The 15,206-nt window shown below is 72.7% G+C and carries 16 protein-coding genes; 5 read left to right on the plus strand and 11 right to left on the minus strand.

Annotation, left to right across the window (positions count from 1 at the left end):
- Positions 1 to 108: 108 nt before the first annotated feature.
- From ACFVW8_RS34235 to ACFVW8_RS34260, 6 genes are all read right to left on the minus strand, one after another.
- Positions 109 to 1,230, minus strand: a complete 1,122-nt coding sequence (locus ACFVW8_RS34235; RefSeq protein ID WP_389697044.1) for an LLM class flavin-dependent oxidoreductase — start codon at positions 1,228 to 1,230, stop codon at positions 109 to 111.
- Between the two features lie 168 nt (positions 1,231 to 1,398).
- Positions 1,399 to 2,184 (minus strand): SDR family NAD(P)-dependent oxidoreductase, encoded by a 786-nt coding sequence (locus tag ACFVW8_RS34240; RefSeq protein ID WP_389697046.1) that lies wholly within the window; start codon positions 2,182 to 2,184, stop codon positions 1,399 to 1,401.
- A 10-nt stretch (positions 2,185 to 2,194) separates the two neighbouring features.
- Positions 2,195 to 3,139, minus strand: coding sequence for an LLM class F420-dependent oxidoreductase (locus ACFVW8_RS34245; protein WP_389697047.1), 945 nt, complete (start codon positions 3,137 to 3,139; stop codon positions 2,195 to 2,197).
- Positions 3,140 to 3,216: 77 nt separating this feature from the next.
- Positions 3,217 to 4,272, minus strand: a complete 1,056-nt coding sequence (locus ACFVW8_RS34250) for a hypothetical protein (protein WP_389697049.1) — start codon at positions 4,270 to 4,272, stop codon at positions 3,217 to 3,219.
- Positions 4,273 to 4,405: 133 nt separating this feature from the next.
- Positions 4,406 to 6,310 (minus strand): AMP-dependent synthetase/ligase, encoded by a 1,905-nt coding sequence (locus tag ACFVW8_RS34255; protein WP_389697051.1) that lies wholly within the window; start codon positions 6,308 to 6,310, stop codon positions 4,406 to 4,408.
- Between the two features lie 126 nt (positions 6,311 to 6,436).
- Positions 6,437 to 7,714 (minus strand): acetyl-CoA C-acetyltransferase, encoded by a 1,278-nt coding sequence (locus ACFVW8_RS34260; protein ID WP_389697053.1) that lies wholly within the window; start codon positions 7,712 to 7,714, stop codon positions 6,437 to 6,439.
- 76 nt (positions 7,715 to 7,790) lie between these two features.
- Here ACFVW8_RS34260 and ACFVW8_RS34265 point away from each other — a divergent pair, with 76 nt between their 5' ends.
- Together ACFVW8_RS34265 and ACFVW8_RS34270 are read left to right on the plus strand one after the other, a co-directional pair.
- Positions 7,791 to 9,110 (plus strand): 3-oxoacyl-ACP reductase, encoded by a 1,320-nt coding sequence (locus tag ACFVW8_RS34265; RefSeq protein WP_389697055.1) that lies wholly within the window; start codon positions 7,791 to 7,793, stop codon positions 9,108 to 9,110.
- 4 nt (positions 9,111 to 9,114) lie between these two features.
- A complete protein-coding gene (locus ACFVW8_RS34270; protein WP_389697057.1) occupies positions 9,115 to 10,002 on the plus strand; it encodes a MaoC/PaaZ C-terminal domain-containing protein in 888 nt (295 codons plus the stop codon).
- Here ACFVW8_RS34270 and ACFVW8_RS34275 read toward each other — a convergent pair.
- The 4 genes from ACFVW8_RS34275 to ACFVW8_RS34290 form a co-directional block, all read right to left on the minus strand.
- A complete protein-coding gene (locus tag ACFVW8_RS34275) occupies positions 9,965 to 10,543 on the minus strand; it encodes a hypothetical protein (protein WP_389697059.1) in 579 nt (192 codons plus the stop codon). The genes ACFVW8_RS34270 and ACFVW8_RS34275 overlap by 38 nt on opposite strands.
- Entirely contained in the window at positions 10,543 to 11,583 is a 1,041-nt protein-coding gene (locus ACFVW8_RS34280) for a DUF6286 domain-containing Asp23/Gls24 family envelope stress response protein (protein WP_389697061.1), read from the minus strand. Before ACFVW8_RS34280 ends, ACFVW8_RS34275 begins: the two co-directional genes overlap by 1 nt.
- A complete protein-coding gene (locus ACFVW8_RS34285; protein WP_389697063.1) occupies positions 11,580 to 11,765 on the minus strand; it encodes a hypothetical protein in 186 nt (61 codons plus the stop codon). The genes ACFVW8_RS34280 and ACFVW8_RS34285 overlap by 4 nt, the downstream gene beginning before the upstream one ends.
- Positions 11,766 to 11,968: 203 nt before the next feature.
- Entirely contained in the window at positions 11,969 to 12,469 is a 501-nt protein-coding gene (locus ACFVW8_RS34290; RefSeq protein WP_389697065.1) for an Asp23/Gls24 family envelope stress response protein, read from the minus strand.
- A gap of 232 nt (positions 12,470 to 12,701) precedes the next feature.
- On the opposite strand from ACFVW8_RS34290, the gene ACFVW8_RS34295 reads away from it, so the two are divergent.
- The 3 genes from ACFVW8_RS34295 to ACFVW8_RS34305 are packed head-to-tail and all read left to right on the plus strand — an operon-like array spanning position 12,702 to position 14,277.
- Complete coding sequence (locus ACFVW8_RS34295; RefSeq protein ID WP_389697067.1) at positions 12,702 to 13,292, plus strand: RNA polymerase sigma factor; 591 nt, start codon at positions 12,702 to 12,704, stop codon at positions 13,290 to 13,292.
- Entirely contained in the window at positions 13,289 to 13,933 is a 645-nt protein-coding gene (locus ACFVW8_RS34300) for an Asp23/Gls24 family envelope stress response protein (RefSeq protein WP_389697069.1), read from the plus strand. Before ACFVW8_RS34295 ends, ACFVW8_RS34300 begins: the two co-directional genes overlap by 4 nt.
- The gene (locus ACFVW8_RS34305) at positions 13,930 to 14,277 is read left to right on the plus strand and encodes a hypothetical protein (RefSeq protein WP_389697071.1); all 348 of its coding nucleotides are present in this window, start codon (positions 13,930 to 13,932) and stop codon (positions 14,275 to 14,277) included. The genes ACFVW8_RS34300 and ACFVW8_RS34305 overlap by 4 nt, the downstream gene beginning before the upstream one ends.
- Before the next feature lie 100 nt (positions 14,278 to 14,377).
- Here ACFVW8_RS34305 and ACFVW8_RS34310 read toward each other — a convergent pair whose 3' ends face one another.
- Positions 14,378 to 15,010, minus strand: a complete 633-nt coding sequence (locus ACFVW8_RS34310; protein WP_389697073.1) for a TetR/AcrR family transcriptional regulator — start codon at positions 15,008 to 15,010, stop codon at positions 14,378 to 14,380.
- Positions 15,011 to 15,206 lie beyond the last annotated feature (196 nt).

The raw sequence follows: 15,206 nt of genomic DNA on the forward strand, positions 1-15,206 counted from the left end.
ATGCCCTTCCGCTTTTGTGGTGGGGGGCTTGTTTATTTCTATTCCCGCCGGGGGGGGGGGGCGGGGCCCCCCCCCCCCACCCCGCGCCTCAAACGCCGGCGAGGCTGGTCATGCCGCGTTGCGGAACCGGGTCGTCCGGTGGACCGGGTCCGTGTCGATCTTCGGGATCACGTGCTCACCGATCAGCTTGATCGAGTTCAGCGTGTCCTCGGGACTGATCCCGATCGGCATCCCGAAGCTCAGCTGGTCCGCCCCCGCCCGCTCCCACCGCCGGCACTGGCCCAGCACCTCGTCCGGGTCCCCGCAGATCATCAGCTCCTCGGCGATGAGGAGTTCGATGATCTCCTCGGAGTACTCCGGCAGCAGCTCCGGCCACTCCGGAATCCCCTCCGGCCGGGGGAAGGTGTCGTGGTAGCGGAACAGCAGCGACTGCAGGTAGTTCAGCCCGCCGCCCACCGCGATCTCGACGGCCTTGGCATGGGTCTCGGCGCAGATCGCCGTCGAGGTGACCATGACGTTGTCGTTGACGAAGTCGCCGACCGGCTCGGCGTCCTTGACGGCCGTCTTGTACGAGTCGACGACCCACTCCATGTCGGAGACCTTCTGCACGCTGAAGCCCAGCACGCCGAGCCCCTTCTTGCCCGCCATGGCGTACGAGGACGGCGATCCGGCCGCGTACCACATCGCCGGGTGCGACTTCCCGTACGGCTTCGGCAGGATCTTGCGCGGCGGCAGCGACCAGTGCTTGCCCTGGAAGCCGACATACTCGTCCTGGAGCCACATCTTGGGGAACTCGGCGATGGTCTCTTCCCAGAGTTCCTTGGTGTGGTTCATGTCGGTGATGCCCGGCATGAACCCGAGGATCTCGTGGGTGCCGGCCCCTCGGCCGGAGCCGAACTCGAAGCGCCCTTCCGAGAGATGGTCCATCATGGCCACCTTCTCGGCCACCTTCACCGGGTGGTTGACCGGAGCCAGCGGGTTGAAGATGCCGGATCCGAGGTGGATGCGGTCCGTGGCGTGCGCGAGGTAGCCCAGGTACACGTCGTTGGCCGAGAGATGCGAGTACTCCTCCAGGAAGTGGTGCTCGGAGGCCCAGGCGTACTTGAAGCCGGACTTGTCCGCCTGGATGACGTACTCGGTCTCCTCGATCAGCGCCTTGTGCTCTGCCCCGGGGTCCGCCTCGGCCCGCGCGGCGGGCACATACCCCTGTACAAAGAGCCCGAATTCCAAGGGGGTTCACCGTCCTCAATCGTTTCTGACACTCCGTCAGATTCTGATGCGTCCGACTGTTCCACCGACACCCTGACCCGTCAATACCTGACACCTCGTCAGGTGCGGTCGGATGCGACCACGCGGCCGTGCGGCGTGCGACCGCGCGATCGCGCGGCGGCCGTCCGCTCAGAAGAGGCTGACCCCGGCCAGCCAGCCGCCGTCGATGACGAACGGCTGCCCGGTGATGTACGAGGAGTCGTCCGAGCTCAGGAACAGCGCGAGCGCCGCCACCTCCTCGGGCCGGCCGATCCTGCCGAGCGGGACGAGCTTGCGGTAGAGCTCGTCCACCGCGGCCTTCGACGCCTCGGGGTCCGCGTCCGGGTCCAGCGCCGCGGGATTGGTCATCGGGGTGTCCACGGCCCCCGGGCAGACGGCGTTGACGCGGATGCCCTTCGCCGCCAGCTCCAGCGCCGCCACCTTGGTCAGACCGAGGACCGCGTGCTTGGTCGCGGCGTACGCGCCCACGAACGCCATGCCGGTGAGCCCGGTGTACGAGGCCGTGTTGACGATGGTCCCGCCGCCCGCCGCCTCGATCTCCGGCGCGACGGTCCTGATCCCCAGGAAGGCCCCCACCTGGTTGACCTGCACGATCTGCTGGAACTCCTCCAGCGGCGTGCTCACCAGCTCGTTGAACCGCAGGATCCCCGCGTTGTTGACCAGCCCGTCGATCCTGCCGAAGGCACCCTTCGCGGCGGCGACGGCGGCCTGCCAGTCCGCCTCCCGGCTCACGTCCAGGTGCACGAACAGGGCCTTCTCCTCGCCCAGTTCCTTCGCGAGCGCCTCGCCCTGCTCGTCGAGCACATCGGCGATCACCACCCGCGCGCCCTCGGCGGCGAAGAGCCGCGCCTCCTGCTCACCCTGTCCGCGTGCCGCGCCGCTGATCAGCACGGTCCGCCCGTCCAGCTTGCCCATGTCCTGACTCCTACCTGTCGAGGTGAGGTGCGACATCGGCGGCGAACGCCGCCATCTGATCGGTCAGTTCGGTCCGGCCGCGGCTGCGGAACCGCACCTGGATCTGGTGCACGCCCATCGCCGCGTACTCCCGCAGCGAATCGGCGAGCGCCTCCGGCTTCCCGCTGAGGGTGCGCCGCCCCACGGACCAGTCCGGCTCGCCCACGTACAGCGGCTCGGTGATGGCGCCGACGACGATCGGCGCTTCGATCCCCGCCTCCTCGCGCAGGGCGTGCAGCCGGGCGATCTGCGCGGGCAGCTTCTGCCGCGGGTCCCCCTGCGGCAGCCAGCCGTCCCCGCGCACGGCCGCCCGGCGCACCGCCGCGGGCGAGGAGCCGCCCACCCAGATCGGCACCCACTCCTGGGCGGGCCTGGGCAGCTGGCCGAGGCCGCTGAAGGAGAACCGCTCCCCGGCGAACTCCGGGTACTCCTCCGGTCCGAGCGCGGCCTTCAGGGCGTCCACGGTCTCGTCGAGCACGGCGCCCCGCCCGGCGAAGTCCGCCCCGAGCGCGTCGAACTCCTCCCGGACGTGCCCGGCCCCCACCCCGAGGATCAGCCGGCCGCCGCTGAGGTGGTCGAGGGTCGCGTACTGCTTGGCGGTGGCCAGCGGATGACGCAGTCCGACGACGGCGACATGGCTCATCAGCAGCACGCGCTCGGTGACGCCGGCGAGGAAGCCGAGCGTGGCCACCGGGTCGTACCAGACCGTGCTCATGCCCTCCGCGAGCCGGCGCGGAATGGCGACGTGGTCGCAGCTCGCCAGATAGGCGAAGCCGGCACGGTCGGCGGTGCGGGCGATCTCGGCGAGGTCCGCGGGGGTGGCCCCGGCCTCCCACGGCTCCGCGTAGATGGCGCTCTGTGACTGGATCGGGAGCTGCATCCCGTACGACAGCGGTCCGGCGGGCAGTATCGGCACCGAACGGCCTCCTTCCCCGAAATCTGACGCATCGTCATCTGACGGGCGCGGGGGCCATCGTCGTACCTGACGCTCTATCAGACAAGAGGCGGGGGTGAACCCGGAACCCGGTCCGCACCGGACCGCGCACCCGACCGCGCATCCGACTCCGTCCCCGCCCGCGCGGCCGCCGCCAGCAGCACCAGCGCGCCCGCCGTGAACACCGCACCGCCGATGAGGCCGGTGGCGCGGGACACATCGAGATACCTCCCCTGCTCGAACCCCACCCAGGCATAGGTGAGCAGAGCGCCCCCGGCGAGCCCGGTCCGGTGCGCCCCGGACCACCGCTCGCTGCGCGCCCAGCGGACGCACGGCACCAGAACCGCCGCCAGCAGCACGGCCCAGCCGATGACCGGCACCACCGCCGGCACCCCGTCCGGCAGGTACTCCCGTCCCCAGTAGGCGCTCGTGGCGGCGAAGGACAGCGCGCCGACCGCCCAGGGGGCGGGTGGCCGCCGGCCGGTTCCGTGCCGCGCGCCCGGCGGGCGGCACAGGAAGGCCGCGGTGATCAGCGCGGCGACGACGAGACCCGCACCGGCGAACTGCGCCGGCGTGGCCGTGAAGTCCTCGGACTCCACCTGCGCCAGGGCGAGGAAGCCCGAGCCGGCCGCGAAGACGAGGGCGGTCACCGAAAGGCCGGGGAGCCCGAGCCAGGGCCGGGTGCGGTCGCCGTCCCGGGCGAAGGCCTCGACCAGGGCGATGGGCACGCAGATGCTCCACACGGTGTGCATCGTCAGTACGTCCTGGAGGAGCTGCACGCTGGTGTCCAGCAGCGGCACCCGGAACCCTGCGTACGCGGCGCCCAGGTCGAAGCCGCCGTAGTGCGGATTCCACAGCATCTGGTCGACAAGCCCCTCCTCGACCAGCGCGTAGGCCGCCCCGAGCAGGATCATCGTGGGCCAGCCGCGTCCCGCGCGCCGGGCGGCCTCCCGCACCAGCAGCGCACCGCCGCCGTACAGGGGCGCGAGCAGGAACACCGAGGGCAGGGCGGTGACCGGCTGGTTCCCCAGCAGGAACTCGCCGATCAGCGGTGCCAGCAGGAAGAGGCCGATCGCCGACCGGAAGCGGTGATGGCGTGCGCGTTCGGGGGCCATGCCTCCGAAGCTAGGCCGGACACCGTGCGACGGGCATCGGCCGATGGGCCAGGACCGCCGGACGAAAGTAGCCGGACGGACGACGAAGGTTGCGGCAGACCCCTTCCCCGCAGGGCAGGGGCCCGCCGCGGTCTCACTTGCGGTACAGCTCCTCGATCTCCGCCGCGAAGTCCCGCGCGATGGCGTCCCGCTTCAGCTTGAGCGACGGCGTGAGATGGCCGCCCTCCTCGGTGAAGTCCACCGGCAGGACGGTGAACTTCCGGATCGACTCGGCACGCGAGACGAGCCGGTTGGCCTCGTCGACCGCACGCTGCAGCGTGCTGTGCAGCTCCTCGTCCCGGACCAGCTCACGCATCGGGACGCCCTGCTTCTTCTTCATCTGCCGCCAGTGCGACAGCCCGTCCTGCTCCAGGGTGATCAGGGCGGTGATGAACGAGCGGTTGTCGCCGACCACCATGCACTGGCTGACCAGCGGATGGGCGCGCAGCCAGTCCTCCAGCGGGGCCGGGGTGACGTTCTTGCCGCCCGAGGTGATGATGATGTCCTTCTTGCGGCCGGTGATCGTGAGATAGCCGTCCTCATCGAGCGCCCCCAGGTCGCCGGTGGCGAACCAGCCGCCGTCCAGCGCGGGCACGGCCTCGCCGCGCTCGGTGTCCCAGTAGCCCTGGAACACCTGGCCGCCGCTGAGCAGCACCTCGCCGTCCTCGGCGATGCGTACGGCGGTGCCCGGCATCGGCCAGCCGACCGTGCCCAGCCGGGGTCTCAGCGGCGGGGTGACGGTGGCGGCGGCGGTGGTCTCCGTCAGTCCGTAGCCCTCGAAGATCTCGATGCCGGCACCGGCGTAGAAGGCGGCGAGCCGCCCGCCGAGCGGGGAGCCGCCGCAGATCGCGTACCGGACATGGCCGCCGAGTGCGGCCCGGATGCGGCGGTAGACCAGCGGGTCGTACAGCGCGCGGGCGGCCCGCAGGCCCAGGCCGGGGCCGGGGCCGGTGCCGTGTTCGGCGGCCTCGACGGCCCGGCCGTACCGCTGGGCGATCCGGGCGGCCCGGTCGAAGGACGAGGCGCGGCCCATCTTCTCGGCGGTGGCCCGGCCGGTGTTGTAGACCTTCTCCAGGACGTACGGGATGGCCAGCAGGAACGAGGGCTTGAACCCGGCCAGATCGGCGAGCAGGTCCTCCGTCTTGATGGACGGGGCATGGCCGAGGCGGACCCGGGCGCGCAGACAGCCGATGGCGACCATCCGGCCGAAGACGTGCGACAGCGGCAGGAACAGCAGGGTCGACGCCGGGTACTTGCTGACCGATTTGAAGACCGGGTGCAGCAGCTCGATGGCGTTGTCGACCTCGGCGAAGAAGTTGCCGTGGGTCAGCACACAGCCCTTGGGGCGGCCGGTGGTGCCCGAGGTGTAGATGAGGGTGGCGGGGGTCTCCGGTTCCAGCGTGGCGCGACGGGCCGCGACGGTGTCGTCGGGGATGTCACGGCCGAGCTTCTTGAGCCGGTCCAGCGCCCCCGTGTCGAACTGCCAGAGGTGGGCGAGGTCACCGAGCTGTTTACGTTCCTGGCTGATGACACGGCCCTGTTCGGCCGTCTCGACCGCGCAGGCGACCGCACCCGAGTCCTGGAGTATCCAGCGGGCCTGAAAGGCGGAGGAGGTCGGGTAGACGGGGACGGTGACCAACCCGGCGGCCCAGGCCGCGAAGTCGAGCAGCGTCCACTCGTACGTCGTGCGGGCCATGATCGCGATGCGGTCGCCACCCCGCAGCCCTTCCGCGATCAGGCCCTTGGCGACGGCGAGCACCTCGCCCGCGAAATCCGCCGCCGATACGTCCTGCCAGCTGCCGTCGGGCTGCTTGCGGCTGAGGACGGCATCGGCCGGGGCCTCGCGGGCGTTGTCGAACGGGATCTCGGCGAGCGAGCCGCGGCGGACGGGCGGGGCGAACGACGGTACGGAGACCTGCTGGACGCTGCCGTCGGCCGCCCTGACCTTGGTCGGCTCGACCAGGACGGGCGCGGTGGTGGTGGCGGGTGGCGTGGACACGTGCGGCTCCTCGGCATCGGGGTCGGGCGGGTTCGGATCCGGTCGGGCCCGGGGCGTGTCGTGAAGGTTCCGCCCGGTCCGCGGTCCTGGCGGCAGGCGTTGCTTCCGGAGCACGCCCCGGACGGTTCAGACGCGTTCGAGGACGGCTGTGACGCCCTGGCCGCCCGCCGCGCAGATCGAGATCAGCCCGCGGCCCGGGGCGTCCCGTTCCGCGAGGAGCCCGGCGAGGGTGGCCACGATCCGCGCGCCCGTCGCGGCGAACGGGTGCCCGGTCGCCAGCGAGGAGCCGGCCACATTGAGCTTCGCCCGGTCGACGGGCGCGAGCCCCTGCTTCTCCCAGGCGGCCAGCGTGGCGAGCACCTGGGAGGCGAAGGCCTCGTGCACCTCGAAGAGATCGAAGTCCTCCATGGTCAGCCCGGCCCTCTCCAGCAGCCGCGGCACGGCGTACGCGGGCGCCATCAGCAGCCCGTCCTCGCCGCCCACGTAGTCGACCGCGGCCGTCTCGTACAGCGAGAGGTAGGCCAGGGGTTCGAGACCGTGCCGCTCGGCCCACTCCTCGCTCGCCAGCAGCACCGTCGCGGCGCCGTCCGTGAGCGGGGTCGAGTTGCCCGCGGTCATCGTCGCGTCCGGGTGGTCCGCGCCGAACACCGGTTTCAGCGTGGCGAGTTTCTCCACCGTGGAGCCGGGGCGCAGGTTCTGGTCGCGGTCCAGGCCGAGGTACGGGACGACGAGGTCGTCCAGGAATCCGCGGTCGTACGCGGCGGCGAGGCGCTGATGGCTGGTGGCGGCGAGCAGGTCCTGGTCCGCGCGGCCGATGTCCCACTGCCGGGCGGTGACCGCCGCGTGGTCGCCCATCGAGAGGCCGGTGCGGGGTTCGGCGTTGCGCGGGATGTCCGGGACGAGGTGCCGGGGACGTACCTTCGCGAGGGCCGCCGCCCTGCCGCCCGTCGACTTCGCCCGCCGGGCCGAAAGCAGCAGCCTGCGCAGCTCGTCGTTGACGCCGAGCGGTGCGTCGCTCGTGGTGTCCGCGCCGCCCGCGATCGCGGAGTCGACGGCGCCGAGCATGATCTTGTTGGCGGCGGCGATGACGGCCTGCAGGCCGGTGCCGCAGGCCTGTTGGATGTCGTACGCGGGGGTGCGCGGGTCGAGCCGCGAGCCGAGCACGGTCTCCCTGGCCAGGTTGAAGTCCCGGCTGTGCTTGAGGACGGCGCCCGCGGCGAACTCGCCGACCTGCTGCCCCTGGAGCCCGAACCGTTCGACCAGACCGTCCAGCGCGGCGGTGAGCATCTGCTGGTTGGAGGCCTGCGCGTACGGCCCGTCGGAGCGGGCGAAGGGGATGCGGCTGCCGCCGATGACCGCGACCCGGCGGGGCTGCGGGAGTGCGAGGGGGATCAACTCGACCAACTCATCTCGACCAACTCCTGACTCTTGAGTAACCTTACTCCGGAGTAAATCTACGACCGAGCAGGGAGTCTGGACAATGGCCGACCGCTATCTGCACTTCACCGGCACAGCAACCGGCCGATTTCTGGCCCGGCGAACCGGCCTGCCGCAGCCCGCACCGCTGCGCCGCTGGTCGCTGGAGAGCCAGTCGCTGACCGGCCCGGTCCTGCACCTCACCGCCGGGGACTCCACCGTGACGGACGGCCTCGCGACGATCCTCGCCGCGACCGGCCTCGAAGTCACCGCGAGCGCCGACCGGCCCGCCGCCATCGTCCTGGACGCCACCGCAGTCGACACGGCCGCCGGACTCGGCGACGTGCACGCCGCCCTGCACCCCGTCGTCCGCTCGCTCGCACCCGGCGGCCGCGTCGTCGTCCTCGGAGTGCGCCCCTCCCCCGACGACCACCACCAGGCCGCCGCCCAGCAGGCACTCGAAGGCTTTGTGCGCTCCCTCGGCAAGGAGATCGGCAAGGGCGCCACCGTGCAGCTGCTGCGGCTGGCACCCGGCGCCGTCGCGGGCGCCGAATCCACCCTGCGCTTCCTGCTGTCACCCCGGTCCGCATACATCAGCGGCCAGGTCATCGAGGTGACATCGGCCGCCCCCGACCCGGTCGCCGACTGGGCCGCCCCGCTCGCCGGACGCACCGCACTGGTCACCGGCGCGGCCCGCGGCATCGGCGCCTCCGTCGCCCAGGTGCTGGCCCGGGACGGCGCCCACGTCATCTGCCTGGACATCCCGCAGGCCCAGGAGGACCTGGTACGCACAGCCGACCGGCTCGGCGCCACCGCCCTCCCGCTGGACATCACCGCCGACGACGCGGCCACCCTGATCGCCGCCGCCGCCCCGGACGGCCTCGACATCCTCGTCCACAACGCCGGCATCACCCGCGACCGACGGCTCGCCAACATGCCCGCCGACCGCTGGGCCTCGGTCATCGACGTCAACCTCGACAGCGTCCTGCGCACCACCGACGCACTGCTGAAGACCGGCACCGTCAACCGCGGCGGCCGGATCGTCGCCACCGCCTCCATCGCGGGCATCGCCGGAAACAACGGCCAGACCAACTACGCCGCCAGCAAGGCCGGCATCATCGGCCTGGTCCGCTCACTCGCCCCGCGCGCCGCCGCCGACCACGGCGTCACGCTCAACGCGGTCGCCCCCGGCTTCATCGAGACGAAGATGACCGCGGCCGTCCCGCTCTTCATCCGCGAGGCGGGCCGCCGGATGAACTCCCTCTCGCAGGGCGGCCTCCCGGTCGACGTCGCCGAGACGACCGCCTGGTTCGCCCAGCCCGCGTCGAGCGCCGTCAACGGCCAGGTCGTCCGGGTCTGCGGCCAGAGCCTGCTGGGAGCGTGAGCCGGTGCCCAGCCTGATCCTGTCCCTGGCGCGCGGCGCCCTCACCTCCCCGTTCAAGAAGGGGGGCAGGCCGGGCGCCACACTCCCGGCCGACCGGCCGACCCGCCCGGCCGCACCCCTGGCGGCCGGACCGCTGGCCGCGTACAGCAGGATCTGCGGCTTCGCCGAATCGGGCTCCCTGCCGGTCACCTACCCACACGTCCTGGCCTTCCCGCTGGCCATGCGGCTGATGACCCGGCGGCGCTTCCCGCTGCCGGTCACCGGACTCGTCCACACCTGGATCGAGATCACCGCCCACCGCCCGCTGCACCCGACGGACCACATCGAACTCACGGTGTACGCAGAGAAGTTGACGCCGCACCGGCGCGGCACCGAGGTCACCGTGGTCACCGAGGCGCGGCTGGAGGGCGAGCTGGTGTGGGAGTCCCGAAGCGGCTATCTCTCCCGCCACGCCACACGTACGGGTACGGGTACGGCCCCGGCTCCCGCCGCCCCCGGACCGGCGCTCCCCGCCCTCACGGAATGGCGGCTCCCCGCCGACCTGGGACGGCGCTACGGAGCCGCGTCGGGCGACCGCAACCCCATCCACCTCTACCCGCTGACGGCCAGGCTGTTCGGCTTCCCGCGGGCCATCGCTCACGGCATGTGGACCGTGGCACGCTGCCTCTCCGAGGCCCCGCAACCCCATCTGATCCACACCGTGCGGGCCGACTTCAAGGCACCCGTCCTGCTGCCCGGCACCGTCACCTACGCGGCCGACGGCACCCGGTTCCAGCTCCGCGACGGCGCCGGTGACGACGCCCGCATCCACCTCACGGGGGCGACGACGCGCACTCCCTCGCCAAGGGAATCCCTCAGCGGACCTGCGCCGACCGAGGGGAACGGGCACTGATCCGGACCCGGTTGACGACCCGGTACGGCGCGGCCGACTCCTCCGCCTCGGCGCGCAGAGCGGCGAGCGGGGCGAGAACCTCCGCCGGGTCCGCGTCCGGAGCGAGCCAGACGCGGGTGCGGACATGGAGGCGGGCACGCCGGGCCCTGACGTCCACCCGGCAGCGGGACACCCCCGCGAGCGAGGACGTCCGCCGGGCCAGGGCGTCGGCCAGCGCCCCCGAACGGACCGCGCCGCCTGCGGAGGGAAGCCTCAGGGAGGACCGCCCGCCGCTGCGGACCCGGCCGGCGCACCACCGTACGAGCAGCAGGACCGGCACGAGTGAACAGCACACGACGGCGGGCAGCCACCAGCCGTGCGTGCGCAGTCCGGCAAGCCCGTCCCGGTCCAGCAGGACACCGCCCGGCGCCGCCACGGGCCACCAGCCCGGCAGCCGGGAGCCGACGGACCGGCCGGTGCCCGCCAGCCAGCCGCCGCCCGCCAGCAGGGCAAGCCCCGTCACGCCCAGCACGATCCGGTTCAGGGCCGAGCGCCGGTCCATCACGCGTCTCCTGTCGTCTGCCCGAGGGGCGCCGCCCCGGACGGCCCGGACGGCCCGGACGCAGGCTCCTCGGGAACGTCCGGCTCGCGAGGATCAGGCCGGGAGACATCACGCTCGGAGACATCAGGCCCGAGGACATCAGTCTCGGGAGGGCGCCAGACCGGCTCCGGCCTCACCTGGACACGCAGCCGCGGGGTGCGGCCCAGCAGACAGCCGGTCAGCGCCCGGCGGGCCGCCGCATCAACTTCCCTCCGCACGGCCGCCACCTCCCCGAAAGCCAGCCCCGCCCGGACCCTGACCCTCCGGCGCCCCACCCGCACCCGCACCCGGCCGGTCCCGGCAACGCCGGTCACCGCGCCGTGCATCAGCGCCAGGACCGCCGAGCGGTCGACGGCCGCGTCCGGGTACGAGGCCGGCGCCGCAAGGGTCAACAGCCGTCGCTGCCCGGGAGCAACAGCCAGAACCACCAGCCACACACCGAGCAGGGCCACGGCCGCACCGCCCAGGACCACGGGCACATCCCCCGGCCCATGCCGCGACAGCCAGTCCACCGCGCCCGTGCGCCACGCGGCGGCCTGCCGGTCCCGGACGTGCACCCGGACCACGTCGAGTCCCACGGCGCCGCAGCCCACGACGGCCGCCAGCAGAAGCACGGCCACCGGCACCCGGCGCGACGACCGGAAGCGGCGCGCTCTCCGTCGCGCAGGCCGCTCCTCCGACTGCGCCGCCGGTACCGGCACGGCCCGCAGAGTGAGCGTGTCGACCCGGACCGCGGTCCGGGTCACTTCGAGCCCCGCGAGCCCGCGCGTGCGCTCGGTGACGTGCTCCTGGACCCGGCGCACCGTGTCCGCCAGCGGCGCCGGATAGGCCACGGCGACTCCGATCCGCACCTGCGCCCGCTGCCCGCGCACCGCCACCGAGCCCCGCGCCACGGCTGCCGAGGTGTCCCCGGGCAGGGCTTCCGCCGCGGCCCGCTCCACGATCCTGCGCACCGCCCGGTCCGAGACGGTCGTCGTGCCCCGCTGCGCCGGGGCGCTCACCGGCGCCCCCGTTCGAACAGCTCGCGCAGTTCTTCCTGGCTGCCCCCGTTGTCGAGCCAGCGGCCCACCCCGTAACCGACCGAGCCGAGTGCGGCCACGAGCAGGAACGCCCCGAAGCCGCCGAAGTAGGCGGCGAACGCCAGGGCCATCCCCGCGACCGTTCCGGCGGCTGCTCTGCTCATCCCTGCTCACCTCTCATGCGACGGATCATGCGACGGACGGCCGCGCCCTCGTCCCGCAACGGCCGGTGAATCACTCCTCGTTCGGCGGATCACGCCTCGTCCGGTGGACCGCACCTCGTCGGACGGATCACATCTCGTCCGGTGGACCGCACCTCGTCCGATGGACCACACCTCGTCGGGCGGATCATGGTGCGGCCCGAGGATCACTCCACCCGGGAGTCGGCCGGGCCGGCCTCGTCGTCCTCGGGCAGGTGCACGTCGTTGACGGTGACGTTGACCTCCACGACCTCCAGACCGGTGATCCGCTCCACGGCCGCGATGACGTTCTCGCGCACGTCGCGCGCCACATCCGTGATGGCCACGCCGTACTCGACGACCAGGTCGACGTCGATCGCGGTCTGCCGCTCCCCCACCTCGACCTTCACACCGCGGCCGACGTTGGGGCGGCCACCGGGCACCCGGTCGCGGACGGCGCCGAGCGTGCGCGACAGGCCGCCGCCCATGTCGTGGACGCCCGGGATCTCCCGCGCCGCCATGCCCGCGATCTTCACCACGACGACATCGGCGATCGACGTCCTGCCCCGCGTCGCGGCCGGCTCGTCCGCACCCGCGGTGCCACCCACGAGGGCGGTCGTCCCCTGGGGGGCCTTCACCGGCCGGGCGGCGGAGGCGTTCTCGGCTACTGGTGCCGTCTGCGTGGTCATGAGGAAGTCCTCTCTGCAAGCTCTGCGAAGTGCTCTCATACCGACAGACCCCGACGGGAGGCATCCGTGACGCGAATCCGGGGAGATTCTTTTCGCGGCCCCCACCGGCACCGGGCGGGCCGCATCCGTCCACCGGTCCCGGTCGTCATCAAGACACGTGTCACAGGACACGCGTCACAAGACCGGCGTTCCTGTGTCCAACCCACAGAGAACCGACGAGAGGAGCCGCCCTGTGCCGGGGCCCCGCAGACATGCCGCGCCGGCGGCCGACGACCCACCGGCCGACACCGACGACGGACTGCTGACCGTGCGTGCAGCAGAGGGGGACGAGGAAGCCTTTGCAGTCCTCGTCCGCCGCCACGCGCCGACGCTGATCCGGCTGGCCACGCGGCTCCTGGGCAGCGTTCCGGAGGCGGAGGACGCCGTGCAGGACGCACTCATCACCGCCTGGCGCAAGCTGCCCGGCTTCCGGCACGAGTCGTCCTTCCACACCTGGATGTACCGGATCGTGACCAACCGCTGCCTCAACGTCCTGCGCGGCCGGCGGCCGGTCGCACCGCTGGAGGCCGCGGGCGAGGTGCCTGCTCCCGAGCACGCCGTCTCGCCGACCCGGATCGCCGAGTCACGGGCCGCCGTCGGGGAGCTCCAGACCGCGCTCTCCTCGCTCTCGCCCGAACAGCGCACCTGCTGGGTGCTGAGAGAACTGGACGGTCAGTCCTACGCGTTCATCGCGGCCGCGGTCGGCATCAGCCAGGAGGCTGTCCGGGCGCGTATCTTCCGAGCACGACGCTGCCTGACACAGGAACTGGGGGCCTGGCGATGACCACCCACACCGACCCTCCCGGCCACGCACGCGCCGACGGCCCGGACGACGAGCGGCTGCCCTGCGGACGCCTCCTCTCCGACGTCTACGACACCTGGGAGCAGCAGGCTCCCGACCCGCACCTGGACGACTGCCCCCACTGCCGGCGGGCCGTGGACGAGCTGGAGAGTCTCGAATCCGCGGTCCGGGACCTGCGCGAGGAGACCGATGCCGAGGAGGCCTACGACGCCGCCCCGCTGACCCAGCGCGTGATGGACGTCGTACGGCTCGAACTGCGCCCGGGGCGACCGCTCCCGCTGGGCGAACCCGACGAGGACATCTGGATCATGGAGGCGGTCGCCGCCCGCACCGTCCGCGCCGCAGCCGAGACGGTCACCGGGGTACGCGCGGGCTCCTGCCGGATCGTTCCGGGGCCGCCCGGCCCGCACGGCCCGGCCCGGATCGACGTGGCCCTGGACATCCACGCGCCCGTCGCGGCCGACCTGCGGGAACTCGCCGAAGAGGTCCGTCTGCGGGTCCTGGACACGGTGGACAGACAACTGGGCCTCGGCATCACGGAGATCGATATCCGCATCACCGACCTGCGCGAACCCACCGACCGGTCCACCGACCGGTCCACCGGGGAAGGAGGCACCCGATGACCCGCGACCCGGCACGGACCGCACTCACGGAGCAAGTCGCCCGAGCCGTGGAGGCCGTCGAAGGAGTGGCATTCCTCAGACCGGGAGTGGCACAGCTGCTGCGCTCGGCACTGCCCTCCGCCGCGCGGCCCACGACGGCCGCGCGCCACTCGGGGGTGCGGCTGAGCCGGGGAAGCGGCACCTCGCCCCGGCAGATCGACATCCAGATCGTCGCCCGCCGCGAGGCCCGTGCGCTGGATGTCGCCCGGGCCACCCGCAAGGCCGTCGAATCCTGCCTGGCCACGGTGGTCCCGGCGGAGGCCGCCGACGTACGCGTGGCCGTGACCGTCACGGGTCTTGCCTGAGGCCGGGGACGTCCGTACGGATCGGCCCGGGGCCTTCCGTCCGGATCCGGTCAGCCTTCTGTCCGGATCGAGCCGGCCCCCACTCGGGCCCGGTCGGACGCTACGCGCGCCCGGACTGCCCCGGCGGCTGCCAGGGCCGGCCGTTCATGAGGTTCTCCAGACCGGCCCAGGAGAAGTTCATCAAGGTGGCCGCGGCCTCCTTGGCCGAGACGCCCGGAGTCTCGTTCGCCCAGCCGGCGAGCGCCTCCGCGGCGCCGACCAACGCCTGCGCGAGCCCGGTCACATCGCGGTCGGCAAGCGCGGGGTCGTGGTGCGCCTCGCGCGCGGCGGCCCCGATCAGACCCGTCACGAACGCAACGATCTCCTCGCGCATCACGCCCACCTCGGTGGCGAACGGCTCCCCGTGCGTACGCGCCTGCCGGTACAACACGGCCCAGCCGTCCGGGTTCTGTGCGGTGTGGGTGAAGAACGCCCGCAGCCCGGCCCACAGTTGCCGGTCGGCCGGCAGCCCCGGCTCCGCCGCCGCCTGCACCGCCGCGAGCAGCGTCTGCGCCTCGCGCCGGATGCACGCCGTGAACAGCTCGTCCTTTGAATTCAGGTACAAATACACCAACGGCTTGGACACACCGGCCAGCTCGGCGATCTCGTCCATCGAGGCGGCCCGGTAGCCACGCTGCCCGAAGGTCTGCACCGCGGCATCCATCATCTGCTGCTCGCGCACGGCGCGCGGCATCCGTTTGCCCTTCACAGCACCCACGTCGACTCCCTCCCGCCCCCGTTGCCTACTCCCCGGTAAAGAGTACGGGGCCGGGCCCGGCCCCGTGGTGCGGACCGGGTTCCGCGTTCACCGGCCGGCCGGTGAACGACGCGCTCGCCACTACGGCTGTGGGCCGCCCCCCGGGGCGGGGTTCGGGGCCCCCCCCCCCGGA

The sequence above is a fragment of the Streptomyces sp. NPDC058221 genome (assembly GCF_042882365.1).
Classification (GTDB): domain Bacteria; phylum Actinomycetota; class Actinomycetes; order Streptomycetales; family Streptomycetaceae; genus Streptomyces.